19 protein-coding genes, 1 pseudogene and 1 riboswitch are annotated in these 25155 nt (G+C 56.6%); of the genes and pseudogenes, 7 read left to right on the top strand and 13 right to left on the bottom strand.

Annotated elements, in window-relative coordinates:
* Positions 1–122 precede the first annotated feature (122 nt).
* Together murI and btuB are read right to left on the bottom strand one after the other, a co-directional pair.
* Positions 123–974 carry a glutamate racemase gene (murI, locus tag ABLV08_RS21975; protein WP_015703959.1) on the bottom strand — a complete coding sequence of 284 codons (852 nt, stop codon included), beginning with the start codon at positions 972–974 and terminating at the stop codon, positions 123–125.
* On the bottom strand, positions 919–2766 hold the full coding sequence (gene btuB, locus ABLV08_RS21980) for a TonB-dependent vitamin B12 receptor BtuB (protein ID WP_015368904.1): 1848 nt from the start codon (positions 2764–2766) through the stop codon (positions 919–921). The genes murI and btuB overlap by 56 nt, the downstream gene beginning before the upstream one ends.
* 64 nt (positions 2767–2830) lie before the next feature.
* A riboswitch (cobalamin riboswitch) is annotated at positions 2831–3019 on the bottom strand.
* Between the two features lie 115 nt (positions 3020–3134).
* Between btuB and trmA the strand changes: the two genes are divergently transcribed.
* Entirely contained in the window at positions 3135–4235 is a 1101-nt protein-coding gene (gene trmA / locus ABLV08_RS21985) for a tRNA (uridine(54)-C5)-methyltransferase TrmA (protein WP_020077583.1), read from the top strand.
* 52 nt (positions 4236–4287) lie between these two features.
* Here trmA and ABLV08_RS21990 read toward each other — a convergent pair whose 3' ends face one another.
* On the bottom strand, positions 4288–4647 hold the full coding sequence (locus ABLV08_RS21990) for a YijD family membrane protein (protein WP_015368906.1): 360 nt from the start codon (positions 4645–4647) through the stop codon (positions 4288–4290).
* Positions 4648–4662: 15 nt separating this feature from the next.
* Positions 4663–5298, bottom strand: a complete 636-nt coding sequence (gene fabR / locus ABLV08_RS21995; RefSeq protein WP_015368907.1) for an HTH-type transcriptional repressor FabR — start codon at positions 5296–5298, stop codon at positions 4663–4665.
* Between the two features lie 196 nt (positions 5299–5494).
* Here fabR and sthA point away from each other — a divergent pair, with 196 nt between their 5' ends.
* Positions 5495–6895, top strand: coding sequence for a Si-specific NAD(P)(+) transhydrogenase (sthA, locus tag ABLV08_RS22000; protein WP_015368908.1), 1401 nt, complete (start codon positions 5495–5497; stop codon positions 6893–6895).
* Here sthA and oxyR read toward each other — a convergent pair.
* The 4 genes from oxyR to argC all read right to left on the bottom strand — a co-directional run bounded on the left by oxyR (position 6878) and on the right by argC (position 11312).
* Positions 6878–7795, bottom strand: a complete 918-nt coding sequence (oxyR, locus tag ABLV08_RS22005; protein WP_015368909.1) for a DNA-binding transcriptional regulator OxyR — start codon at positions 7793–7795, stop codon at positions 6878–6880. The two genes, sthA and oxyR, sit on opposite strands and share 18 nt — an antisense overlap.
* A 251-nt stretch (positions 7796–8046) precedes the next feature.
* The gene (gene argH / locus ABLV08_RS22010; protein ID WP_032715408.1) at positions 8047–9420 is read right to left on the bottom strand and encodes an argininosuccinate lyase; all 1374 of its coding nucleotides are present in this window, start codon (positions 9418–9420) and stop codon (positions 8047–8049) included.
* Positions 9421–9521: 101 nt separating this feature from the next.
* The gene (gene argB, locus ABLV08_RS22015) at positions 9522–10298 is read right to left on the bottom strand and encodes an acetylglutamate kinase (protein WP_015368912.1); all 777 of its coding nucleotides are present in this window, start codon (positions 10296–10298) and stop codon (positions 9522–9524) included.
* Between the two features lie 9 nt (positions 10299–10307).
* Positions 10308–11312 (bottom strand): N-acetyl-gamma-glutamyl-phosphate reductase, encoded by a 1005-nt coding sequence (gene argC / locus ABLV08_RS22020; protein ID WP_032712960.1) that lies wholly within the window; start codon positions 11310–11312, stop codon positions 10308–10310.
* A gap of 113 nt (positions 11313–11425) precedes the next feature.
* Here argC and argE point away from each other — a divergent pair, with 113 nt between their 5' ends.
* Positions 11426–12577 (top strand): acetylornithine deacetylase, encoded by a 1152-nt coding sequence (argE, locus tag ABLV08_RS22025; protein WP_015368914.1) that lies wholly within the window; start codon positions 11426–11428, stop codon positions 12575–12577.
* Positions 12578–12834: 257 nt separating this feature from the next.
* A complete protein-coding gene (ppc, locus tag ABLV08_RS22030) occupies positions 12835–15486 on the top strand; it encodes a phosphoenolpyruvate carboxylase (protein WP_063443718.1) in 2652 nt (883 codons plus the stop codon).
* A gap of 46 nt (positions 15487–15532) precedes the next feature.
* On the opposite strand, the gene zinT is transcribed toward ppc, so the two are convergent.
* Positions 15533–16183, bottom strand: coding sequence for a metal-binding protein ZinT (zinT, locus tag ABLV08_RS22035; protein ID WP_213796596.1), 651 nt, complete (start codon positions 16181–16183; stop codon positions 15533–15535).
* 24 nt (positions 16184–16207) lie between these two features.
* Between zinT and ABLV08_RS22040 the strand changes: the two are divergent.
* The 3 genes and pseudogenes from ABLV08_RS22040 (at position 16208) to ABLV08_RS22050 (ending at position 19212) form a co-directional block, all read left to right on the top strand.
* Positions 16208–17187 (top strand): annotated as a pseudogene (locus ABLV08_RS22040) (helix-turn-helix domain-containing protein).
* 204 nt (positions 17188–17391) lie between these two features.
* Positions 17392–18054 (top strand): fructose-6-phosphate aldolase, encoded by a 663-nt coding sequence (gene fsa / locus ABLV08_RS22045; protein ID WP_015368918.1) that lies wholly within the window; start codon positions 17392–17394, stop codon positions 18052–18054.
* 54 nt (positions 18055–18108) lie between these two features.
* Positions 18109–19212: a glycerol dehydrogenase gene (locus tag ABLV08_RS22050; RefSeq protein WP_015703952.1), complete on the top strand. Its 1104-nt coding sequence runs from the start codon at positions 18109–18111 to the stop codon at positions 19210–19212.
* 37 nt (positions 19213–19249) lie between these two features.
* Here the strand turns inward: ABLV08_RS22050 and ABLV08_RS22055 are convergent, their stop codons facing one another.
* The 4 genes from ABLV08_RS22055 to metB form a co-directional block, all read right to left on the bottom strand.
* The gene (locus ABLV08_RS22055; protein WP_015368920.1) at positions 19250–20164 is read right to left on the bottom strand and encodes a DMT family transporter; all 915 of its coding nucleotides are present in this window, start codon (positions 20162–20164) and stop codon (positions 19250–19252) included.
* Positions 20165–20315: 151 nt separating this feature from the next.
* Positions 20316–21203 carry a methylenetetrahydrofolate reductase gene (gene metF, locus ABLV08_RS22060; protein WP_015368922.1) on the bottom strand — a complete coding sequence of 296 codons (888 nt, stop codon included), beginning with the start codon at positions 21201–21203 and terminating at the stop codon, positions 20316–20318.
* A gap of 301 nt (positions 21204–21504) precedes the next feature.
* Positions 21505–23937 carry a bifunctional aspartate kinase/homoserine dehydrogenase II gene (locus ABLV08_RS22065; RefSeq protein ID WP_015703951.1) on the bottom strand — a complete coding sequence of 811 codons (2433 nt, stop codon included), beginning with the start codon at positions 23935–23937 and terminating at the stop codon, positions 21505–21507.
* Positions 23938–23939: 2 nt separating this feature from the next.
* Positions 23940–25100 (bottom strand): cystathionine gamma-synthase, encoded by a 1161-nt coding sequence (metB, locus tag ABLV08_RS22070; RefSeq protein ID WP_015368924.1) that lies wholly within the window; start codon positions 25098–25100, stop codon positions 23940–23942.
* Between the last annotated feature and the right edge of the window lie 55 nt (positions 25101–25155).

The raw sequence follows: 25155 nt of genomic DNA on the forward strand, positions 1-25155 counted from the left end.
ACCCGGCGGCTTGTTTGCCGTTGTTCCGTGTCAGTGGAGGCGCATTATAGGGAGTTCTGAGACGTTGACAAGCCCTGTTTTCAAAAAACTTTTCAACCGTCTTTTTTTTGCGCAAAACGCCTTTAAAGCGGTAGTTTTTCCAGCGTTTCAAAGCCGTAACGCTGTAAAACGGGTAAAAGCTGTTCAGTATCCGGGGTAATCGCCATGCAAAAAGCCTTATTGGCATCATTCGATTTGGCATCCGGCGCTTCATGCTCCAGCAGCCAGGCGGTGCGTCGAGCAATCGCCGCGCCGGAATCGATAAACCGCGTTCCTTCCGGCATAACCTGTTGCAGTTCTTCCGCCAGTAGTGGGAAGTGCGTACAACCTAATACGACCGTATCGGGCGGTTCCTGCATCCGTAGCCACGGGCGCAGAATTCGACGCAGCTCTTCTAACGGTACCGCTTCGCCGTGCAGCTTCGCCTCTGCCAGTTCCACCAGCTCAGCGGAACCCAGCATTTCGATGCGGCACTCATTGGCAAAGCGGTCAATGAGTTCACGAGTATAAGGACGCTTGACGGTACCGCGCGTCGCCAGCAGGCCAACAATGCCGTTTGCCGTTAAGCGCGCGGCAGGCTTAATTGCCGGCACCACGCCGACCACCGGGAAAGCGAACTTTTCACGTAGGGCTGGCAGGGAAACGGTACTGGCGGTATTACAGGCGATGACCGCCAGCGCCAGAGGATAGCGTTGCTGAACGGCAGTCACGATCTCAACAACACGCTCAACGATAAACTCTTCGCTCTTCTCGCCATACGGGAAAGCAACGTTATCGAAAGCATAAATGTAATGTAGATCCGGCAGCAGCTGCCGAATCTCGTTATATACCGACAACCCACCGACGCCGGAATCAAACACCAGCACGGTGGGACGTGGATCAGAAGGTGTAGCTGCCAGACAAGGTGTATTCCCGTCCTGCAGTTTGGTAGCCATATACTGTCTCGTAATCTTTATCGAACAGGTTGGCTATTTTACCACGAACTGTGAGATGTGAGGTGACTGGATACGAAACTGCGAGATCCCACAAGCTTACGCCGCCCAACTTAACGCTCTCAGGCGCATAGGTTACCGGGTCGTAAGTGTTGTCATAACGGGTGCCAAGATAGTGATAGGTCACACCCCAGTCGAAATCATAAACCTGCCAGTCCAGCTGGTATTTCACCTGCTGTTTTGCCCGGCGCACCAGCAGCTCGTTGGTTTTCGCATCACGCGCATCGACATAGTCATAGCTGATGCTGTGCGCCAGCGGCCCGGTATCAAACGACGCCGTCGCTTCAATACCTTTAATACGCGCCTTGCCGACGTTGTAATATTTCATCAGCTGCGAGTCGTAGTCGATCAGATTGTCGATGTCGTTACGATATCCGGACAGGCGCCATGTCACCCCAGACGTCAGGCCTTCAAAGGCCCCTTCCCACTGCTTGCTCTCTTCCGGGTCGAGATTCTGATTACCATAGAAGCCGTACAGCTGGCCGAGATTCGGCGCTTTGTAGGCGGTGCCATAAGAGGCGATAAAGCGGTAGCCGTCGATAAACTCCCACGCGGCGCTGCTCTGCCAGGTACCATGCTGGCCAAACTGCGAGTTATCATCACTACGCGCCGCCCCCTCCAGGGTGAAATCGCCCAACTTTTGCAAGCCGGTGATAAACAGGCCGGTATTACGGATTTCATAGCCATCGGTCACATAGTTCGTGCCAGGCTCGGTGGTTTGTTTTTGCCAGTCGATTCCAGCGCCAACGTTGCCGTGGCCAACATCAACCGTGTTCGCCCACTGCACATTGTACTGTTTCACTTCATCCAGCGTCGCCGAGGTGTCATAGCGCCCCAGTCGCGGATCGTAATTGTAGTCCTTACTGTGGCTATAGCTGGAAGTCAGCTGCGAGTGGAAGATATCCTGATTAAAACGCAGGCCGGCATCCCAGGTCTGGCTATACAACTGGCGAGTATCGACTAATACGCCGCCATAAGGAGAGCCGTCGTAGGCCGTCCGGTTGTCATAGCCGTACCCACGCACAAAGCCACTCCACTCATTGGAGAAGCTATGCTCCAGCGCGCCGTAGATCGTTTTGCTCATAAAGCCATCGCGATCCGGCTGGCGAACGCCGCCGGTATTGCCTTCGGCGACCACATCAAAGCCTTTGGTATAGGTATAGTCGCCCGCCAGGGTGACGCGGGTATGTCCGCCGAAAGTCTGCTGCGTGCTGCCGCCATAGTTCTGGTAGCCATTTGAGCCCACGCCGGCATTGAGCGTGGTGCCGTCCTGGTCGCGAGTGGTAATAATGTTTACCACCCCGCCGATCGCATCCGAACCGTAGACCGCCGAGCGCGGGCCACGAACGTATTCAATGCGCTGTACCAGAGCGATAGGGAACTGGCTTAAGTCGGAAGAGCCGCTGACGCCCGCCTGATTCAGACGTACGCCATCCACCAGGATTAAGACATGGCTGGAGTTGGTGCCGCGTACGAAAAGAGAGCTCTGCTGCCCCATGCCGCCGTTTTGCGCGATGTCCACGCCCGGCAGGCGGCGCATCACATCGGTGAGAGAGGTTGACTGCCAGCGATCGATATCCTGCCGCGTCACCACGCTCACCGGCGCCAGCACGGTTTCGATAGGTTGCGCCACACGGTTTGCCGTCACCACTAACGTATTTGAATTGCTGTCCTGCGCCCAGCCGGAAAATGCCGTGACGGATAAAGCCGTCATCAGCGAAGCTTTTTTAATCATTGTAAAAGCATCCATAATATAGAGAGGATGCCGCCGGCTCTATCAGTAGCTCGCGATGATAGAAACCAAATGCGACGTATCCGGCAGGTCTTCGGGCTTGGAGGCTGCTTTAAGAAATAATGACTTCCCACGGCTAACCGCAGTGTCTGCACCGAGTGCGCTTATTTCTCGCCTTTCCTTACCGCTGCGCGTCAGCTCCAGATTCGCACTGGATTCCCTATTAACTCAGAGGACCGGTTGCAAGATGCTACAATTAGAAACATATAGATGTCCAGACTGCTATAACGATATTTCATCCGCAACCAGGGCTGGACATCCCCAATGCTTTCCCTACAATCCCCGCGTACTTATTTTATTCAGGATGCATCATGACCCCCGAACACCTCCCTACCGAGCAATACGAAGCGCAACTGGCAGAAAAAGTCGTCCGTTTGCAGAAAATGATGGCCCCTTTTGCCGCGCCGGTTCCGGAGGTATTTCGTTCGCCGGTCAGCCACTACCGGATGCGCGCTGAATTTCGCCTGTGGCACGACGGCGACGACCTCTATCACATCATCTTCGATCAGCAGACCAAGTCGCGTATTCGCGTCGATACCTTCCCGGCCGCCAGCGAGCTCATCAACCAGCTGATGCCGGCAATGCTCGACGGCGTGCGCCATAACCCGGTCCTGCGCCATAAACTTTTCCAGATTGATTATCTGACGACCATGAGCAACCAGGCCATCGTCTCGCTGCTCTATCACAAGAAACTCGACGACGAATGGCGCCAGCATGCGGAAGCGCTGCGCGATGCCCTACGCGCGCAAAATCTCAACGTGCAGCTGATAGGCCGCGCCACTAAAACCAAAATCGAGCTCGATAGGGATTATGTCGATGAACGTCTGCCGGTTGGCGGGCGCGAAATGATCTATCGTCAGGTGGAAAACAGCTTTACCCAGCCAAACGCGGCGATGAATATTCAGATGCTGGAGTGGGCGCTGGACGTCACCAAAGGTTCCACCGGCGATCTGCTGGAGCTCTACTGCGGCAACGGCAACTTCTCGCTGGCGCTGGCGCGTAACTTCGATCGCGTGCTGGCGACGGAAATCGCTAAACCGTCAGTCGCCTCCGCGCAATACAACATTGCCGCCAACCATATCGATAACGTGCAAATTATCCGTATGGCGGCGGAAGAATTTACCCAGGCGATGAACGGCGTGCGGGAGTTTAACCGCCTGCAGGGTATCGATCTGCAAAGCTATCAGTGCGAAACCATTTTTGTCGATCCGCCGCGCAGCGGGCTGGATAGCGAGACCGAAAAAATGGTCCAGGCCTATCCACGAATTCTCTATATCTCCTGCAACCCGGAAACACTGTGCCAGAACCTGGAAACCCTCAGCCAGACGCACAATGTCACCCGCCTGGCGCTATTCGATCAGTTCCCGTATACCCACCATATGGAATGCGGCGTACTGTTAACGAAGAAATAAACGCATAAAAAAACCCGGCGAACGCAACGTTGCCGGGTTATTACCTGGCGGATTACTCCGCCGCGGTATCTTTGCGGTTGCGCATCTTGTAACCGATCCAGAACACCATCGCGACAGACAGCACCGCCGGGAAGAAGTTAGAGCCGATATCCGGATATTCTGCGCGCACCACGGTGCTATACAGCAATACGCCGAGAATAAAGCAGGCGGCGGAAAGCCCCGGCAGCCCGACCGGCATACTGCGGTTCTGATAGCGCTGGTGCAGGCAGTATACCGTCAGCAGCAGCGACAGAACCGGGAAGATGGAAAAGGGAACGATTGAGCTGAACAGCGCGGCGAAGGTGCCATTAATGGACAGACCCGCGATCAGCGCCAGCAGTAGCGTACCTTTATCTTGAACTGAGTGTTTCATTGCTCGTCCTTCACGTTATTCGGAATGATGTGACATTTTTTCTTGTTCACGGCGATACCAGTAATACGCGCCTTTTGAAATCATTCTGAGCTGCAGTACCAGCCGCTCTTCCAGCTGTCGGCGCTGCTCCGGACTGACGTCCAACGCTTCCGCACCGGCGTTGAATACGATGGTGACCATAGCTTCAGCCTGCGCTTCGGTAAAGGCGCGCGGCATATGGTTTTCGAGTTCTAAATAGTCGGCAAGTTCCGCGATGAAATGCTGGATCTCGCGCGCTACAGCGGCTCGAAACGCCGCGGATGTGCCAGAACGCTCACGCAACAGCAGGCGGAAGGCGTTCGGGTTGTTACCAATAAACTCCATAAAGGTAGAGACGGAGGTGCGGATCACGCTGCCGCCTTTTGCAATGCGCTGGCGCGCCTGGCGCATCAGTTGGCGCAGCATTAGCCCGCTTTCGTCTACCATCGTCAGGCCTAACTCATCGACATCGCGAAAATGACGATAAAAGGACGTCGGCGCGATCCCTGCTTCCCGCGCAACCTCGCGCAAGCTCAGGCTGGCAAAGCTTCGCTCAGCGCTAAGTTGGCTAAATGCCGCTTCCACCAGCGAGCGGCGGGTTTTTTCTTTTTGTTGTGCTCTTACGCCCATCACGATGTATGAATCCTTCCAATAGCCCTGTCGGCACTATACCAGAGATTAAAACTAATCGGTTTGTACTGGATTGTGAATGATTGTTTATGAGCCGTTTCTGCTTTTATGCCGCAAAAAAGCACAACGATAATTGGGTTAAAGCTCGCCAAATGTTATCATCGTGTTTATTTTGTGTATAAAACAGGTGAGTAATGCCATGTCACACTCTTGGGATTATGATGCAATAGTGATTGGTTCCGGTCCTGGCGGTGAAGGCGCCGCTATGGGACTGGTGAAACAGGGAGCTCGTGTTGCCGTTATCGAGCGCTACCATAACGTCGGCGGTGGTTGTACCCACTGGGGAACCATCCCGTCAAAAGCGCTTCGCCATGCCGTCAGCCGTATTATCGAGTTTAACCAAAACCCCCTCTACAGCGACCATTCCCGTCTTCTCCGTTCTTCCTTCGCCGACATCCTCAACCATGCCGACAGCGTCATTAACCAGCAAACCCATATGCGTCAGGGTTTCTATGAGCGCAACCACTGCGAAATTCTGCAGGGCAACGCCCACTTTGTTGATGAGCACACGCTGGCGCTGGAGTGTCACGATGGCACCGTAGAAACGGTCACCGCCGAGAAATTCGTTATCGCCTGCGGCTCGCGCCCGTATCATCCGGCCGACGTCGATTTCCACCACCCGCGTATTTACGACAGCGATTCCATTCTTAGCCTGCACCACGAACCGCGCCATGTGATCATTTACGGCGCCGGGGTGATCGGCTGCGAGTACGCGTCGATCTTCCGCGGTATGGAGGTTAAGGTCGATCTGATCAATACCCGCGATCGTCTACTGGCGTTCCTCGATCAGGAGATGTCCGATTCGCTCTCCTATCACTTCTGGAACAGCGGCGTGGTTATCCGCCATAACGAAGAGTACGAGAAAATCGAAGGCGTCGATGACGGCGTGATCATGCATCTGAAGTCTGGTAAGAAGCTGAAAGCTGACTGCCTGCTGTACGCCAACGGTCGTACCGGTAACACCGATACGCTGGCGCTGGAAAATATCGGTCTGCAAACCGACAGCCGCGGCCAGCTGAAAGTAAACAGCATGTATCAGACCGCCCTACCGCACATCTATGCCGTCGGTGACGTTATCGGTTATCCAAGCCTGGCGTCAGCGGCTTACGATCAGGGGCGCATCGCCGCGCAGGCGCTGATCAAAGGCGAAGCCTCCGCGCATCTGATTGAAGATATCCCGACCGGGATCTACACCATTCCGGAAATCAGCTCGGTGGGTAAAACCGAGCAGCAGCTAACCGCGATGAAGGTGCCTTATGAGGTAGGTCGCGCACAGTTTAAACATCTGGCGCGGGCGCAAATCGTCGGTATGAGCGTGGGTACGCTGAAGATTCTGTTCCATCGCGAGACGAAAGAGATCCTCGGCATCCACTGCTTTGGTGAGCGCGCGGCCGAAATTATTCATATCGGCCAGGCGATTATGGAGCAGAAAGGCGGCGGTAACACCATTGAGTACTTCGTTAACACCACCTTTAACTACCCGACCATGGCCGAAGCCTATCGGGTAGCGGCGTTAAACGGCTTAAACCGCCTCTTTTAACGCCTTATCGAAGTGGCCATCCATAGTACTGCGGATGGCCTCCGCCAGATGCTCATAGCGGCTACGCAGCGGCGAACCAGGACGATAAACCAGCCCGATGGTGCGTCTTGGTTCCGGCTTAATGCACGGAATATAGACCACGCCATCGCGTTTTCTCTCCTGCGGCACCGCCAGCGCAGGCAGCAGTGTAATACCACTTCCGGCGGCAACCATGTTGCGCAGCGTTTCAAGGCTGGTCGCGCGGAAGTGGGTATCTTCATCCGCACCCGCTTCAAAGCAGAAGCCCATCGCCTGGTCGCGCAGACAATGTCCGTCTTCCAGCATCAACAGCTTTTCACCCGCTAAATCCGCCATCGGCACGCGATCGCGCTCTGCCCACGGATGGTCTTCGTAGATAGCCAGCATCATCGGCTCATCGAACAGCGGCACCTCGATAAAGGCTTCACTCTCTTTGACCAGCGCGAGGATCGCGCAGTCGAGCTTACCGCTATCGAGCTGCGCCAGCAGCTGATGGGTTTGCGCCTCATGCAGATACATTTCCAGCTTCGGGAAAGTCTGATGCAGCATCGGAATTATGTGCGGCAGCAAATATGGCCCCACCGTTGGGATCAGGCCGATATGCAGCGGCCCGGACATGGTTTCCCCTTGCTGGCTTGCCATCTCCTTGAGCACTTTTACTTCGCGTAGCACGGTACGCGCCTGATCCACCAGCAGCAAACCCGCCTGAGTGAACAGAACCTTACGGCTGGTGCGCTCCAGCAACATCACCCCAAGTTCATCTTCCAGCTTGCGAATTTGTCCGCTAAGCGTAGGCTGACTGACGTGGCAGGAATCTGCCGCACGTCGGAAGTGGCGATGTTCAGCCAGCGCTACCAGGTATTCAAGATCGCGAATATTCATTATTCATCCTCCATCGCCACGATAGTCCATGGCGATAGATAGAATAGCAACGAACGATTATCCCTATCAAGTTTTCTGTTCAATAATAACCACAGAAACGAGGAGAACATCTGAAAATCATTGAGTCGCCTCACAGTTTCCCTACCCGAACAACTAAAGCCAACGTGAACTTTTGCGGACCTCGTGTCCGCTTTTTTTTGCGTAAAAAAGCCCGGGGATTACCCAGGCTCATTCAACATCGGTGTAATCTCTTACACCAGGCGCTGTCTGGCGTCGGCAATCGCCTGCGCCACCTGCTGCGGCGAGACGCCGCCTTTGGCCGCACGTTTATCAAGGCAGGACTGCAACGACAGGATCGGATAGACGTCATCGCCGATAACGTTGCTGAACTTTTGCAGGTCGCTTAACGGTAAATCTTCCAGCGCTTTGCCCTGAGCAATCGCTTCAACCACCGCTTCACCGACGATATGGTGTGCTTCGCGGAACGGAACGCCTTTTGCCACCAGGTAATCCGCCAGCTCGGTAGCGTTGGCGTAACCCTGCTGCGCCGCTTCCGCACAGCGCGGACGTTTCACCTGGATACCGTCCAGCACCAGCGCCGCCATGTGCAGGCAGTCAAGCCAGGTGTCCAGCGCATCGAACAGCCCTTCTTTGTCTTCCTGCATATCTTTGTTGTAGGCCAGCGGTAGCCCTTTCAGGGTCATCATCATGCCGGTCAGCGCGCCCTGCACGCGGCCGCATTTACCGCGGATCAGTTCCAGCGCATCCGGGTTTTTCTTCTGCGGCATCAGCGACGAGCCGGAAGTAACGCGGTCAGACAGTTCAACAAAACCCGCTTCGCCGGTATTGAAGAAAATCAGATCTTCGGCAAAACGCGACAGGTGCACCATGCCGATAGAGGCATCGGAAAGCAGTTCCAGCACGTGATCGCGATCGGAGACGCTATCGAGGCTGTTACGGGTCGCCGATGCGAAACCCAACCAACCGGCCAGCTGCTCACGGTCGATTTCATAAGCGGTTCCCGCCAGCGCGCCGCATCCCAGCGGGCTGACATCGAGGCGCTTGAGCGCGTCCTGCAGACGGCTTTCATCACGGGCCAGCATTTCAACGTAGGCCAGACACCAGTGCGCAAAAGTCACCGGCTGGGCGCGCTGCAGATGGGTATAACCCGGCATCACCGCATCCTGATTGTTGCCAGCGGTTTCCACCAGCGCGCTTTGCAGTTGGCGGGTCGCGGACAGCAGCTCGGTGACGGTCTCTTTGCACCACAGCTTGAGATCGGTGGCGACCTGATCATTACGGCTACGTCCGGTATGCAGTTTTTTGCCCAACTGGCCGACTTTATCGATCAGTTTCCCTTCGACCCAGCTATGGATATCTTCGGCATCGCTTTCAAGGATTTGCTGCGGGTTGGCGCGTACCTCTTCCAGCAAGACGTTCAGCGCCTCTTCCAGCTGCAGCTGCTCATCGGCGGTCAGTACGCCTACGGTTACCAGCGCTTTGGACCAGGCGACGGATCCCACGATATCCTGTTCCGCCAGACGATAGTCAAAGCGTAAAGAGTCGTTGAATTGTTTGAACCGCTGGTCTGCTGCCTGTGTAAAACGCCCGCCCCAAAGTGCCATAACATGCTTCCTTTATTCGTGAGTTCTGCCGGGTCGCGCTGCGCTTACCCGGTCTACGGTCTTGTTGCCCCGGCAAGCAACGCGCCGCCGGGCATTCAATCTTAAGCCAAAATACGCGTACCGATCGGGGTACCGTTAAATAATGCCGGCAGCTGCTCGGCATGGCGCCAGGAGGCGATATCCACCGGGCGGCCCAGCTCGCGCGCCGCGTCCAGCGCTGCGTTCACTTTCACGATCATACCGTCGGTGATAATGCCCTGTTCAATCAGTTGTTCAGCCCTGGAGGCGGTCATTTCCGCAATCCGCTGACCTTTACCGTCGAGAATGCCGCTAACATCGGACAGCAAGATAAGATCCGCGCCCAACGTCGCCGCCAGCGCCGTCGCCGCCTGATCGGCGTTGACGTTCATCAGTTGTCCTTCGTCGGTGACGCCAATCGAGCTCACGACAGGCAGGTAGCCGCCCGCCAACAGCGTATTGATAAGCGTCGGCGAGCCTGCCTGCGCTTTACCGACGTGGCCCAGTTCTTCATCCAACTGAGTCACCTTCACGCTATCGCCATCGCCGAGGAACAGCCCTACCGAGGAAAGACCATGCTTTTTCGCCCATGCCAGCAGCGTTTTATTGGCAGTTCCCGCCAGCGCGCCGGTAATGATGTCAATCTGATCGGCAGGCGTTACGCGCAGGCCATTTTTCTTTTTCACCGGCAGATTAAGCTGTTTCATCAGCTCATCCACCACGCAGCCGCCGCCGTGGACGATAACCAGCGGACGCTGGTGTGTTTCGCGGTAGTGCACCAAGGCGGTAAACAGACGTTCCAGCGCTTCTTCGCTATCCAATAACACGCCGCCAAGTTTGATAATCAATGGATTGTTCATCATCACACCTTAAATTAAAGACTGCGTCTCAGCGAAGCCGAAACGAATGTTAGCGCACTGCACGGCCTGCGCTGCCGCGCCTTTCAGCAGGTTATCCTCTGCGGCCACGACGATAATATGTTCGTCCTGGACGGCAAAACCGATATCACAGAATGGCAGCCCAACTACGTTTTTCAGCGCCGGTACGCCTTTATCGTATAAACGGACCAACGGCTTATTGGCATAGGCCTGCTGGAAGACCTCAGCCACCTGATCTTTACCGACGCCCGGCTTCAGGCGGCAGGTAATGGTTTCCAGAATACCGCGTTTAAAATTGCCCAAATGGGGAGTGAAGATCACCTCTGCACCCAGATGGGTAGAAATTTCCGGATGGTGGCGATGATTGAAAACACCGTACGGCTGCAGGCTGACTTCGCAGAAGCTATTGCTCATCGCCGCCTTACGCCCGGCGCCGCTGACGCCGCTGGTGGCGTTGATCACCGGCCACTGCTTCAGATCCAGCAGACCGGCATCGATCAGCGGTTTTAACGCCAGCTGCGCCGCCGTCGGGTAGCAGCCAGGCACCGCGATCAAATTCGCCTCTTTCAATGCTTCTACGTTCCACTCCGCCAGGCCGTATACCGCCTGCTTAAGCAGATCGGAATGCTGATGAGTGAAACCGTAGTATTTTTCGTAGAACGCGCCATCGTTGACGCGAAACGCGCCGGATAAATCGAACACCACGCAGCCCGCGGCCAAAAACTGCGGCGCCAGATCGTGGCTAACTTCATGCGCGGTGGCGAGGAACACTACATCCGCGCCGGCGCTAAATTCGCTGATATCGGACATTGCCTGCAGCGGCAGGTCGACAATACCTTTCAGCTGCGGATGTATATCGGAAATTAACTTTCCGGCATCATTGCTTTGCGCGGAGACGGTCAAAGCGGTTATGTTCATATGAGGGTGGCGATTTACATAGGCCACCAGCTCTGCGCCGGCATAGCCGCTAGCTCCCACGATCAGCGTATTTAGCATTGGAAGAGCATCTCCTTACATTCGATGGGTTTTATTGCGCTCAACGATATTGTATTTTTATTCACAAATACTGCATGAATATTGATACTATCATGACCTGAGGTGTGTCAACAATGAAAAACAATTTACCGCCCTTTATCGAGATTTACCGCGCATTGATCGCCACACCATCCATCAGCGCGACCGAAGAAGCGCTGGATCAAAGCAATGAGTCTTTAATCAATTTACTCGGCGGCTGGTTCCGCGATCTGGGCTTTAACGTCGAGATCCAGCCGGTACCTGAGACGCGCAATAAATTCAATATGTTGGCCAGCACTGGCCACGGCGCTGGCGGCCTGCTGCTCGCCGGGCATACCGATACCGTGCCTTTCGACGATGGTCGCTGGACCCGCGACCCGTTTACACTTACGGAGCACGACAACAAACTCTACGGGCTCGGCACCGCCGATATGAAAGGCTTCTTCGCGTTTATCCTCGATGCCCTGCGCGACGTTGACGTCAGTAAATTGAAAAAACCGCTGTATATTCTGGCCACCGCTGACGAAGAAACCAGCATGGCGGGCGCGCGCTACTTTGCCGAAACCACGCAACTGCGCCCGGATTGCGCCATCATCGGCGAGCCGACCTCTCTGCAGCCGGTGCGGGCGCATAAAGGCCACATTTCAACAGCGGTACGCGTACTGGGACAGTCCGGCCACTCCAGCGACCCGGCGCGCGGCGTGAACGCTATTGAACTGATGCACGATGCGATTGGCCGCATCATGCAACTGCGCGATGATTTAAAAGAGCGTTACCACTATGCCGCTTTCACCGTGCCTTATCCGACGCTCAACCTGGGCGCCATTCACGGTGGCGATGCATCCAACCGCATCTGCGCCTGCTGCGAATTGCACATGGATATTCGTCCATTGCCGGGGATGACGCTTAACGACCTGAACGGCCTGCTGGATGAAGCGCTGGCGCCGGTCAGCGAACGCTGGCCGGGGCGTCTGACGGTCTCTGAGCTGCATCCGCCGATTCCAGGCTATGAATGCCCGCCGGACCACAAGTTGGTCGAAGTGGTTGAAAAACTGCTCGGCGCGCAGACCGAAGTGGTGAACTACTGCACCGAAGCGCCGTTTATCCAGACGCTGTGTCCTACGCTGGTGTTAGGACCGGGCTCCATCAACCAGGCCCACCAGCCGGATGAATATCTGGAGACGCGGTTTATTAAGCCGACGCGCGAGCTCATCACTCAGGTTGTCCATCACTTCTGCTGGCATTAATCGCTGCTAGTTTCCCGCCTTCACGTCCGGAGGCGGGAGAGTGACGATCGTCACACTTCCATAAGTAATGCTTATCCGCCGACCGCTGAGTTAACTTTCGCAAATTATCGCCATTTATTCGTTTGCTGAAGCGATTTCGCAGCAATTGACGCGGGGGTATTTACGTGGCTTTATAAAAGACGGGTTGCTTATCCACTGCTCAAATCACGGAGCGCCGGATATAACAAAATAAAATGAGATGGGGTGTCTGGGGTAACATGAACGAACAATATTCCGCTTTGCGTAGTAATGTCAGTATGCTCGGTAAGGTGCTGGGCGACACCATCAAGGATGCGTTAGGAGAAAACATTCTTGATCGTGTCGAAACTATCCGTAAGTTGTCCAAATCTTCTCGCGCGGGCAATGAAGCCAATCGCCAGGAGCTGCTCACCACGCTGCAAAACTTGTCCAACGACGAGCTGCTGCCGGTGGCGCGCGCCTTTAGCCAGTTCCTGAATCTGGCCAATACCGCTGAGCAATATCACAGCATTTCGCCCAACGGCGAAGCCGCCAGCAATCCGGAAGTTATTGCGCGTACCCTGAGAAAACTCAAAGACCAACCCAATCTCAACGAAGACACCATAAAAAAAGCGGTGGAATCCCTGTCGCTGGAGCTGGTATTAACCGCTCACCCGACCGAAATCACCCGCCGGACGCTGATCCACAAAATGGTGGAAGTGAACAACTGCCTTAAGCAGTTGGATAACAAAGATATCGCCGACTATGAGCACAACCAGCTGATGCGCCGCCTGCGCCAGCTGATCGCCCAGTCCTGGCATACCGATGAAATTCGTAAGCACCGCCCTTCTCCGGTCGATGAAGCCAAATGGGGTTTCGCGGTAGTTGAAAACAGCCTGTGGGAAGGCGTGCCGAACTATCTGCGCGAGCTGAACGAACAGCTGGAAGCCAACCTCGGTTACCAGCTACCGGTTGATTTTGTGCCGGTACGATTCACTTCCTGGATGGGCGGCGACCGTGACGGCAACCCGAACGTCACCGCCGATATCACCCGCCACGTGCTGTTGCTCAGCCGCTGGAAAGCGACCGATCTGTTCCTGAAAGATATCCAGGTGCTTATCTCCGAGCTGTCGATGGTCGAATGCACCGACGAGCTCCGCGATTTGGCGGGTGCGGAAGGCGCGCAAGAGCCGTATCGTTATCTGATGAAAAAGCTGCGTAGCCAGTTGATGGAGACCCAGGCCTGGCTGGAAGCGCGTCTGAAAGGGCAAAAACTGCCGAAACCGGCGGGGCTTATCACGCAAAACGAACAGCTGTGGGAACCGCTGTATGCCTGCTATAAATCGCTGCAGGCCTGCGGAATGGGCATCATCGCCAACGGCGAACTGCTCGATACCCTGCGCCGGGTGAAATCTTTCGGCGTACCGCTGGTGCGTATAGATATCCGTCAGGAAAGTACCCGCCATACCGAAGCGCTGGGCGAAATGACCCGCTACCTCGGGATCGGCGATTATGAAAGCTGGTCGGAAGCCGACAAGCAGGCCTTCCTGATCCGTGAGCTGAACTCCAAACGCCCGCTGCTGCCGCGTCAGTGGGAGCCGAGCGAAGAGACCCGCGAGGTCCTCGACACCTGTAAAGTGATCGCCGAAGCGCCGCGTGGATCGATCGCCGCTTATGTGATCTCAATGGCCAAAACGCCGTCCGACGTGCTGGCGGTTCATCTTCTGCTAAAAGAAGCCGGTATCGGCTTTGCCCTGCCGGTCGCGCCGCTGTTTGAAACGCTGGACGACCTGAACAACGCCAACGACGTTATGACTCAGTTACTGAATATTGACTGGTATCGCGGCTTTATTCAGGGCAAGCAGATGGTCATGATCGGTTACTCCGACTCGGCCAAAGATGCCGGCGTGATGGCCGCCTCCTGGGCCCAGTACCAGGCACAGGACGCGCTAATCAAAACCTGCGAAAAAGCTGGTATTGAACTGACTCTATTCCACGGTCGCGGTGGCTCCATCGGTCGCGGCGGCGCTCCGGCCCACGCGGCGCTGCTCTCGCAGCCGCCGGGCAGCCTGAAAGGCGGCCTGCGCGTCACCGAACAGGGCGAAATGATCCGCTTTAAGTACGGCCTGCCGGAAGTGACCATCAGCAGCCTGTCGTTGTACACCAGCGCGATTCTGGAAGCCAACCTGCTGCCGCCGCCGGAACCAAAACCGCAGTGGCGCGAAATCATGGCCGAGCTGTCCGACGTCTCCTGCAAGATGTACCGCGGCTACGTGCGGGAAAACAAAGACTTCGTCCCTTATTTCCGCTCCGCGACCCCGGAACAAGAACTGGGCAAACTGCCGCTTGGCTCGCGCCCGGCGAAGCGTCGCCCGACCGGCGGCGTCGAGTCACTGCGCGCCATCCCGTGGATCTTCGCCTGGACCCAGAACCGCCTGATGCTGCCGGCCTGGCTGGGCGCCGGTGCCGCGCTGCAGAAAGTGGTCGAGGGCGGTAAGCAAAGCGAGCTGGAAAGCATGTGCCGCGACTGGCCGTTCTTCTCGACCCGCCTCGGAATGCTGGAAATGGTCTACTCAAAAGCCGACCTGTGGCTGGCGGAGTACTACGATCAGCGTCTGGTGAAACCGGAACTGTGGAAGCTAGGCGAAGAGCTACGTCAGCTGTTAACCGCCGATATCGAAGTGGTGCTGGCTATCGCTAATGACTCCCACCTGATGGCCGACCTGCCGTGGATCGCCGAATCCATCCAGTTGCGTAACATCTATACCGACCCACTTAACGTCCTGCAGGCCGAACTGTTGCACCGTTCGCGCCAGGCTGAAGAGGCTGGCGAGGAACCGGATGCGCGCGTTGAGCAAGCGCTGATGGTCACCATTGCCGGCGTCGCGGCAGGGATGCGTAATACCGGCTAGTCACCGTTTCCCCCGGCCGCCCGGCCGGGGGATTTTCCCTCTCATTTTAGTGATGCAACATCTCATCGACGATCTGCTCTTTATGCAGCGCATAGGGATAATAGGTCGGCCAGTTATCCATCTCTTTCAGCAAGGCCTCCTGTGATTCATTGCCCATAAATATATGGAAATGCTGCGATTTGCGCGGGCCAATAATATGGTCGCTGAACTGGACGAATTTCGGCGCTTTGCCATCAGCCTGCTGGCACTCAAACAGGTAGCGAACGCCCTTCTTGCCGGAGGCGTATTGCAGGATTTTGTATCCTGAGTAGGTATATTTGCAGCTATTAACGGTCTTACCGACGTGGAACTCTATCACGTCATCTTCGATGCCAATCTGCTCCACGTCGGTGGCGTAACCCTTCTTATAATAGGCGCGATACTCTTCCACGCTCTTGCCGCCGGGCTTTTTCGCCTTCTGCTCCAGAACCGGATCAAGGTCGCCATTCAGCAGGTACGGATTAACGGACTGCCAGACGCCATCCCAATCGCTCAACGCGCGATCCTTCACATCTTTATCGGCAAAAATGCCTTCGCTAGCCTGGCGTTCTATGTCGGTCAACGCTGGGCCATGGCTATGGTTACCGTGGGCGAACGCCTGGACGCTCGCAAGCGCCATGCCTAAGCCAAACGCGAGCATGGGGATCTTTCGGGTCATTACTCTCTCCTGAGTTGAATATCGATTGCGATAAAATGTTACGATATAACATATCTTAATCAAGAAGCAATAACGACAAGCTCGCGCTTTTACCGCTGGAAAAATGTCCGGTATGATGAAATGCGTGGCGTTTTGGCGGGGTAAAGATGGATAACAGCATCAATCAGCTCATTGATTCATTCGTGAAAAAACAAACCTGCATTGCAGAAGTACATTTTACCGGTGAGTCACGCCCCCCTGCCGACGCCGCGATCAAGGTTGATTTTCCTCGTCTGAATATTGTCATTGAGGGGCAGTTGTACGATCTCGCCCTCGGCGATAATGCCGCGCCGCTGCAGCCGCGCGATGTATTGTATATTGCGGGCGATAGATGGAACTGGCCGCAATGGCAGACACCCTGCCTGCTATTAAGCATCTTGTTCGGCAAGCAGCAGTTGGAATTTTCGCTGCAGCGCTGGAGCGGCGAGGCGCTAAGCCTGATCCAGAAGATCCAGGTACCGCGCCGCGGGCCGCGCGTGGGTTCATTCCTGCTACAGGCGCTAAATGAAATACGCATGCAGCCGCAGGAGCAGCAAACCGCCCGCAGCATCGTGATTAGCCTACTCAGCCACTGTACCGATCTGCTGGGTAGTCAGGCGCAAACTTCATCGCGCAGCCAGGCGCTGTTCGAAGCGATCCGCCAGTATATCGATCTCCATTTCGCTGAGCCGCTGAGCCGGGAATCCGTGGCCCAGTCGTTTTACCTATCCCCCAATTATCTCTCGCACCTGTTTCAGAAATGCGGGCCCATGGGTTTTAACGAATACCTTAATCATATTCGCCTCGAACAGGCGCGCATGCTGTTGAAAGGCCATGATATGAAAGTGAAAGACGTTGCCCACGCCTGCGGCTTCGCCGACAGCAACTACTTCTGCCGTCTGTTTCGCAAGAACACCGAACGTTCGCCTTCCGAATACCGCCGCCAGTATCACAGCCAGTTGACGGAAAAATCCTCTGCGCCGTAAAACTAGATTTTTGTAAGTAACTGTCTGCTGATTGCTGGCCACGTACCTTTATAAGCAGGAACAGGCGGACAATGTGATCTAAATCATCCTTAATCGCAATGCGTACATTTATCCAGTTTTTGGCAAATTTGTCATCTGGCGAGCAAGCAAACGAAAACCGTATCCTTTCCTCAACATCACTGAATTACACATCGAGGAATGGTTATGGAACTCTATCTGGACACCGCGAACGTCGCTGAAGTTGAACGTCTGGCCCGCATTTATCCGCTGGCTGGCGTCACCACCAACCCGAGCATCATCGCCGCCGGCAAAACCCCGGTTTGGGACGTGCTGCCGCGCCTGCAAAAAGCCGTCGGCCCGGAAGGTGTTCTGTTCGCGCAGACCATGAGTCGCGATGCGCAGGGCATGGTGGAAGAAGCCAAACGCTTAAGCAACGCCGTGCCGGGTATCGTGGTTAAAATCCCGGTTACCGCCGAAGGTCTCGCCGCCATCAAACTGCTGAAAAAAGAAGGTATCCCGACGCTTGGCACCGCGGTCTATAGCGCTTCCCAGGGGCTGCTGGCGGCGCTGGCCGGCGCGAAATACGTCGCGCCATACGTCAACCGCGTCGACGCCCAGGGCGGTGACGGCATTCGCATGGTGCAAGAACTGCAATCTCTGCTGGAAATGCACGCCCCGGAAAGCAAAGTCCTGGCCGCGAGCTTCAAAACCCCGCGCCAGGCGTTGGATTGCCTGTTGGCTGGCTGCGAAGCTATCACCCTCCCCTTAGACGTAGCGCAACAAATGCTCGGCACCCCCGCGGTAGAGTCAGCCATAGAGAAGTTCGAGCAGGACTGGAATAACGCATTTGGCACGTTGAACCTGTAATCCGATCGCCAGCCGCCGGTCGGCGGCTTGCACGGTCATCGAGGAGGAATCGAAATGGATCGCATTATTCAATCACCCGGTAAATACATTCAGGGCGCTGGCGCCATCAAGCGCCTCGGCGAATATCTTAAACCGCTGGCCGAACGGTGGCTTATCATCGGCGATAAGTTTGTTCTTGGCTTTGCCGAAGAGCAGTTGCGTACCAGCCTTGGCGGCGCTGGCCTGGTGGCCGAAATCGCACCGTTCGGCGGTGAATGTTCGCAAAATGAAATCAACCGCCTGCGCGATATCGCCAGCAGCGCCCAATGCCATGCGGTGCTCGGCATCGGCGGCGGCAAGACTTTGGATACCGCGAAAGCGCTGGCTCACTATATGCATCTGCCGGTAGTCGTGGCGCCGACCATCGCCTCCACCGACGCGCCGTGCAGCGCGTTGTCTGTTATCTATACCGACGATGGGGAATTCGAAAGCTATTTGATGCTGCCGCACAACCCGAACATGGTGGTTGTCGATACGCAGATCGTCGCGGCCGCGCCAGCTCGCCTGCTGGCCGCCGGGATTGGCGATGCGCTGGCGACCTGGTTTGAAGCCCGCGCCTGCTCGCGCAGCGGTGCGACCACAATGGCGGGCGGTAAATGCACTCAGGCAGCGCTGGCACTGGCGGAACTCTGCTACAACACGCTGGTTGAAGAAGGCGAAAAGGCGATGCTTGCCGCCGAGCAGCATGTGGTTACCCCAGCGCTCGAACGGGTGATCGAAGCCAACACCTACCTGAGCGGCGTCGGCTTTGAGAGCGGTGGGCTGGCGGCGGCGCACGCGATTCACAACGGTTTGACCGCCATCCCGGACGCCCATCACTTCTATCACGGCGAGAAGGTCGCGTTTGGTACCCTGACGCAGCTGGTGCTGGAAAACGCACCGGTGGAAGAGATAGAAACCGCGGCGGCGTTGTGTCACAGCGTCGGCCTGCCCATCACGCTGGCGCAGCTCGATATTAAAGGCGACATCCCGGCCAAAATGCGCACGGTCGCGGAGGCCGCCTGCGCCGAAGGCGAAACCATCCACAACATGCCGGGCGGCGCCTGCGCCGACCAGGTTTACGCCGCGCTACTGGTTGCCGACCAATACGGTCAGCGTTTCCTGCAAGAGTGGGAATAATCTGCCCCAAATGCCCGGCATTTGCCGGGCATAACGCTTAACGAGTAATACCTTGCCTGGTAATCTGAGGTTGACGTTTTTTAAGGCTGATTATCGCCAGCGCCGCGACGATCAGCACAATACCAGCGCCTTCCACTAGCCCCGGATTTTCACCCAGCAGCCACCAGGAAAACAGCACGCCGCAAACCGGTACCGCCAGCGTACTCAGGCCGGCGACGCTGGCAGGCAGGTTACGCAGAACATACAGCCACAGACTCCAGGCCACCGCCGTCGCCAGGATTGCGCTATAGGCCAGTGCCCAAAAAACCCCAGGTTGCCAGTCAATGCTGCGCTGCGGCACCAGCCACGCCACCACGCTCATCACCAGCGCGGCATACAGCATCTGCCAGGCGGTTAACGACAGTAAATCGAGGCGCGGATAGCGGCGATACATGCGTTTGGCGACAATCGCGCTCGCCCCCCAACTGATGCCGGAGAGGATCGCCAGCAGCGCGCTTTTCATCGAGGAGAAATCTAACTGCCACGGCTGCAATACCAGCAGTAGACCGCACGCCGCCAGTACGATAGCGGCATATTGTAGCCGCCGCATGCGCTCGCCTAAAAACAGCGCCGCCATGATCACCACCCAGAACGGCATGGTATAGCTGAGAATGGCGACTTTACCTGCGCCGCCACTCATCAGCGCCCACTGCGCCAGACCGACCATGCCGCAGGTTTGCAGCAGCGCAATCGCCAGGGTGTAACCAAACGGCGTTGGCCGCATGCCGCGCCCGCGCAGCGCCAACACCGCCATCAGCACAATCGCGCCGAAAATACAGCGCAGGGCGGTAAAATCGAAAGCGCCGATATAGAGCGTTACCTGTTTCATCGCAATCCAGCTGTAGCTCCAGATAAGCGTCAGCAGGACGAGGCCACAACCGGCCAGGAGATTGCTGTTCCTTGCAACCGTCATAACTTCTCCACCGTCATGATTTTTGCGGGCACTATACTCTCTTTGGCGGCAGGTTGCTTAAGGGCAGAGCGCACTTTTCGTGCGAAAAAAGAGGGCGGCGAATTGCAGCTCGCCGCCCCGACAGGAATAAAAAAATAGGTAAAACAGGTAATTACGCTGGACGCACGCCCAGGGTATGGCAAATGGCATAGCTCATTTCGGCGCGATTCAGGGTATAGAAGTGGAAATCTTTCACTCCTTCGCGGCTTAAAATTTTCACCATGTCCATGGCGATATTCGCCCCTACCAGTTGGCGCGTTTCGGCATCGTTATCCAACCCTTCGAACATTTTCGACATCCAGGTCGGAATACGCACGTTCGTCATATCGGCAAATTTCTTCGCCTGTTTAAAGTTGGAGACTGGCAGAATGCCCGGAATAATTTCCACATCGATACCGGCGGAGACGCAGCGGTCACGGAAACGCAGGTAGCTTTCGACATCAAAAAAGAACTGAGTGATCGCGCGATTAGCGCCCGCTTCTACTTTACGTTTCAGGTTCAACAAGTCGGCCTGCGCGCTTTTGGCTTCCGGATGCACTTCCGGATAGGCGGCGACGGAGATATCAAAATCACCGACGTCTTTTAGCAGCGTCACCAGGTCGGCGGCGTACATCTCCGGCTTGCCGCTACCCGGCGGCAGGTCGCCGCGCAGCGCGACGATATGGCGGATACCGTTGTTCCAGTAATCCTGGGCAATCGCGCGCAGTTCATCACGGCTGGCGTCGATACAGGTCAGGTGCGGCGCTGCTTCCAGACCGGTGCGGTCTTTAATGCCCTTGATAATGCTATGAGTGCGGTCGCGCTCGCCGGAGTTCGCCCCGTAGGTGACGGAAACAAACTTCGGCTTCAGGCTGCTTAAGCGATCGATGGATTTCCACAGGGTTTGCTCCATTTCACTGGTACGCGGCGGAAAGAATTCAAAGGACACATTAATCTGGCCCTGGACTTCCGCCAGGCTCTGATTCAGGGCTTCCCGCTGATTGGCGTGAAAAAAGCTCATACCTTACCTCATCAATCGCATTATATTTATCAGTCGTGTTGCGAACTTCTATACGTTTAGACGTCCAGATGTAAAAATGACGGAAAAGCGGGCGGGCGTCAATAGAAAAATCTGCGTAAACAGTGAGGAATTTTCAGTCAAAGTGAAAAAAGTTCATCTGGCGTCAGGCCAGGCGCGTTAATTATCCGCAAGATCAAAGAGCCCACGCTGCCGACGCAGCATCTCACCCTCTCAGGGCAGCTGGTGGCGCGGGAATGAGCATAATGAAGGCCGGCCCTACGGGCCGGCCTGAGAGGAGAGATTACAGCAACTGCGCCAGACGATTAATATCTGACTGAATAGCCCCGGCGGTGACATCGCGACCCGCGCCTGGCCCGCGGATCACCATTGGATTATCGCGATACCAGCGACTCTCGATGGCGAAGACGTTATCGCACGGCAGCAGCGCCGCCAGCGGATGTTCCTGACGCACTGCTTCTACCCCGACGCGCGCTTTACCGTTAGCATCAAAACGCGCCACGTAACGCAACACCAGCCCCATCTCACGGGCGGCTTCAAGGCGCTGCAGCATCTGTTCGTTCAGCTCTTCGCCGTTCTCAAAGAAGTGGTCAACCGAGCCCTCTTCGCAATGCGCCGGAACCAGCGATTCCACGCGCACCTGATCCGGCTCGATATTGTAACCAGCTTCGCGCGCCAGGATCACCAGCTTGCGCATCACGTCTTTACCTGACAGGTCAACGCGCGGGTCCGGTTCGGTCAGCCCTTGCTGCCAGGCCTGATCCACCAGTTCGGTAAATGGCACCGTGCCGTCAAACTGCAGGAACAGCCAGGAGAGCGTACCGGAGAAGATACCGCTCAGCCCCAGGATGGTATCGCCGCTGTCGATGAGATCGCGCACCGTATGGTTAACCGGCAAGCCTGCGCCGACGGTGGCGTTATACAGCCAGTGGCGGCCGGTCTTTTCGAAGGCGTCGTGGATCTGGCGATATTTATCGCTGCTGCTGGCGCCCGCCAGCTTATTGGCGCTGATCACGTGAAAACCGTGGCTGGCGAAATCCAGATACTGATCGGCCAGCTGTTCGCTGGCGGTCACGTCCAGCACCACTAAATCATCATAAGGGTGCGCGCGCATCCACAGGAATAGCGATTCTTCATCCTGCTCAACCGCTTCATCTTCAAAGAATGCCAATGCGCGACTGGCATCCAGACCTTCATAGTTCAGCAGGCTACGGCGGCTATCCACCACCCCAGCCAGCAGGAACTCAAAGCCGGTGCGGGCGGAAAGCGTGCTCTGTTCGCGCGCGAACAACTCCAGCCAGCGGGAGCCGATATTACCTTTGCCAAACAGCACCAGACCGATGCGTTTCTCAGCGCGAAACACGGAATGATGCAGCCCCTGAATCAGGCTCTCGGTTGGGCCGGCGCGCAGCACCGCCACCAGGCTGATGCCCTCTTCCGATTGCCAGGTAAACTCTACCGGCTGCCCTTTCAACTGCTGCCAGAAACGGTGGCAATGCAGCGGATTGCGGGTCACGCCCGCGCCGACCATCGCCACCAGCGCCAGCTTCTGACGCAGACGCAGCTCGCCCGGCAGGCCCGCCTCGTCCAGCAGCTTCAGCGCGCTGTCGGCCACTTCAGAGGTGTAACAGAACTGCAGCAGCTTACGGTCGGCATGCACGCCCACCGCCAGCGGGCGCAGCTGCGCGCGTTTGAAAATCTGATCCAGCTCTTTATGCGCCAGTTTGAAATCCTGACCGGCCGGCACCTGGAATTCAATCAGGCAGACGTCGTCGTGACTGGTGACAATACGCGCGCCGGTGCCGGATGCCAGCACGCGCTCAATGCGCGTCGAACCCTGGTCCGGGGTATAGCTGCAGCGCAGCTGTAAATCGATATCGCTGCCGGAAACCGGCTGTAGCGTACGCGCGTGCAGCACCGGCGCCGCCAGTCGAGCCAGCTCGCTGGCCTCATCAAGGCGCAGCAGCGGCAGCAGGCACGCATCTTTCACTTTACGCGGGTCGGCGCTATAGACCCCGGCCACATCGCTCCAGATGGTGACGCGGGAGACCCCGGCCAGCGCGCCAATTTGGGTGGCGGAGTAGTCGGAACCGTTACGGCCCAGCAGCACGGTTTCTCCGGCATTGTTGCGGGCGATAAAGCCGGTCACCACCAGCCGTTTGTTGGGGTGCTGCGCCATCAACTGTTGTAACAACGGGTAGGACAAGCCTTCATCAACCTGCGGCTGCGCGGCGCGTTCCGCGCGCAGGAAGGCGCGCGCGTCCAGCCAGGCGGCTTCAACCCCAAGGTGATTCAGTACCGCCGCCATCAGGCGCGCGGACCACACTTCGCCGTGGCCGACGACTTCAGCATATACCGCATCGGTGATGCCGCTATCCAGCAGGCCCGCCAGACGTTCAAGATCGTGAATAAACGTCGCGATCAGTGCGTCAGCGGCGTCCGCCGGCAACAGGCTGGCGATCAGATCCATTTGATAGCGACGTAGCGCTTGTTGCACCTGATGCGCAGAAAGACGATCGGTCTGGCTTAGCTGCAGCCAGCTAATCAGCTGGTTGGTGGTGCTACCGGCGGCAGAGACGACCATCATATCGCCTGCCTGCGCATAGTCGGTCATGATCCCGGCGACGCGCAGGTAACATTTCGCATCCGCTAAACTACTCCCACCAAATTTGTGCAGCTGACGACCCTTCGCCCCTGCCTGCGCAATCACACTCATCTTTATTCCTCGTTTGCTGCCCGGAAGCCATTTTCCAGGTCGGCAATTAAATCTTCACCATCTTCAATACCGGTCGAAATACGCAGGAGCGTTTCCGAGATCCCTGCCGCCGCACGCGCTTCCGGCGCCATGCCCGCATGCGTCATCGTCGCCGCATGGGAAATCAGGCTCTCAACGCCCCCCAACGATTCCGCCAGCGTAAATAGCGATAAACCGCTCAAGAAGCGACGCAGCGTCTGCTCATCGCCATCGAGCTCGAAGCTTAGCATCGCCCCAAAACCTTTTTGCTGACGCGCCGCAATCTCATGCCCCTGGTTTTCCGGCAGGGACGGATGATACAGCTTTTTCACCAGCGGCTGGGTTTTCAGATAGTCGACTATCGCCTGCGCGTTGCGCTGCGCCACTTCCATTCGCGGAGAAAGGGTACGCAAACCACGCAATAACAGATAGCTATCAAACGCCCCGCCGGTGACGCCGATATTATTCGCCCACCATGCCAGTTCGGTGACAGTTTCAGGATCTTTGGCAATCACCACCCCGGCGACCACATCAGAGTGGCCGTTGAGATATTTGGTGCACGAATGCAACACCAGATCGGCGCCCAGCGCCAGCGGATTTTGCAACGCCGGGCTCAGGAAGGTGTTATCCACCACGCTCACCGCGCCGGCTTCACGCGCCAGCCCGCAGATTTTCGCAATATCGACCACCCGCAGCAATGGGTTGCTCGGGCTTTCGACCAGCACCAGCTTCGGTTGTTCCGCTAGCGCTTCACGTAATGCCTGTTCATCGCTTTGATCGACAAAGCGCACGCGATAGCAGCCGCGTTTCGCCAGGCTGTCAAACAGACGATAGCTGCCGCCATAACAGTCGTGCGGCGCCACCAGCAGATCGCCCGGTTTCAGGAACACCGTGGTCACCAGCAGAATAGCCGACATTCCGGTATTGGTCAGTACCGCGCCCGCGCCGCCTTCCAGTTCCGCCAGCGCGCGCTGTACGACATCGCGAGTCGGGTTGCCGCGACGGGAATAATCGTGGGCGCGAGGTTCATTGAAACCGGTGAAATTATAGGTGCTGGAGAGGTGGATCGGCGGGACAACGCAACCGTACTGTTCGTCGTCATTTAAACCGCTACGCACTGCAATGGTGGCCTGTTTACGCGTCATGTTGGACAGTTCCTGGGCTGTTCGGTGAGAAGTCAGGCCTCAGAGTAATCATTGT

Origin of the sequence: Klebsiella sp. CN_Kp088 (assembly GCF_040064335.1) — a bacterium.
GTDB classification, from domain to species: Bacteria; Pseudomonadota; Gammaproteobacteria; order Enterobacterales; family Enterobacteriaceae; genus Klebsiella; species Klebsiella aerogenes.

Bases quoted from the DNA above. Each gene is read 5' to 3' on its own strand.
- murI (WP_015703959.1), bottom strand. From the start codon at position 974: ATGGCTACCAAACTGCAGGACGGGAATACACCTTGTCTGGCAGCTACA.
- btuB (WP_015368904.1), bottom strand. From the start codon at position 2,766: ATGATTAAAAAAGCTTCGCTGATGACGGCTTTATCCGTCACGGCATTT.
- trmA (WP_020077583.1), top strand. From the start codon at position 3,135: ATGACCCCCGAACACCTCCCTACCGAGCAATACGAAGCGCAACTGGCA.
- ABLV08_RS21990 (WP_015368906.1), bottom strand. From the start codon at position 4,647: ATGAAACACTCAGTTCAAGATAAAGGTACGCTACTGCTGGCGCTGATC.
- sthA (WP_015368908.1), top strand. From the start codon at position 5,495: ATGTCACACTCTTGGGATTATGATGCAATAGTGATTGGTTCCGGTCCT.
- oxyR (WP_015368909.1), bottom strand. From the start codon at position 7,795: ATGAATATTCGCGATCTTGAATACCTGGTAGCGCTGGCTGAACATCGC.
- argH (WP_032715408.1), bottom strand. From the start codon at position 9,420: ATGGCACTTTGGGGCGGGCGTTTTACACAGGCAGCAGACCAGCGGTTC.
- argB (WP_015368912.1), bottom strand. From the start codon at position 10,298: ATGAACAATCCATTGATTATCAAACTTGGCGGCGTGTTATTGGATAGC.
- argC (WP_032712960.1), bottom strand. From the start codon at position 11,312: ATGCTAAATACGCTGATCGTGGGAGCTAGCGGCTATGCCGGCGCAGAG.
- argE (WP_015368914.1), top strand. From the start codon at position 11,426: ATGAAAAACAATTTACCGCCCTTTATCGAGATTTACCGCGCATTGATC.
- ppc (WP_063443718.1), top strand. From the start codon at position 12,835: ATGAACGAACAATATTCCGCTTTGCGTAGTAATGTCAGTATGCTCGGT.
- zinT (WP_213796596.1), bottom strand. From the start codon at position 16,183: ATGACCCGAAAGATCCCCATGCTCGCGTTTGGCTTAGGCATGGCGCTT.
- fsa (WP_015368918.1), top strand. From the start codon at position 17,392: ATGGAACTCTATCTGGACACCGCGAACGTCGCTGAAGTTGAACGTCTG.
- ABLV08_RS22050 (WP_015703952.1), top strand. From the start codon at position 18,109: ATGGATCGCATTATTCAATCACCCGGTAAATACATTCAGGGCGCTGGC.
- ABLV08_RS22055 (WP_015368920.1), bottom strand. From the start codon at position 20,164: ATGACGGTTGCAAGGAACAGCAATCTCCTGGCCGGTTGTGGCCTCGTC.
- metF (WP_015368922.1), bottom strand. From the start codon at position 21,203: ATGAGCTTTTTTCACGCCAATCAGCGGGAAGCCCTGAATCAGAGCCTG.
- ABLV08_RS22065 (WP_015703951.1), bottom strand. From the start codon at position 23,937: ATGAGTGTGATTGCGCAGGCAGGGGCGAAGGGTCGTCAGCTGCACAAA.
- metB (WP_015368924.1), bottom strand. From the start codon at position 25,100: ATGACGCGTAAACAGGCCACCATTGCAGTGCGTAGCGGTTTAAATGAC.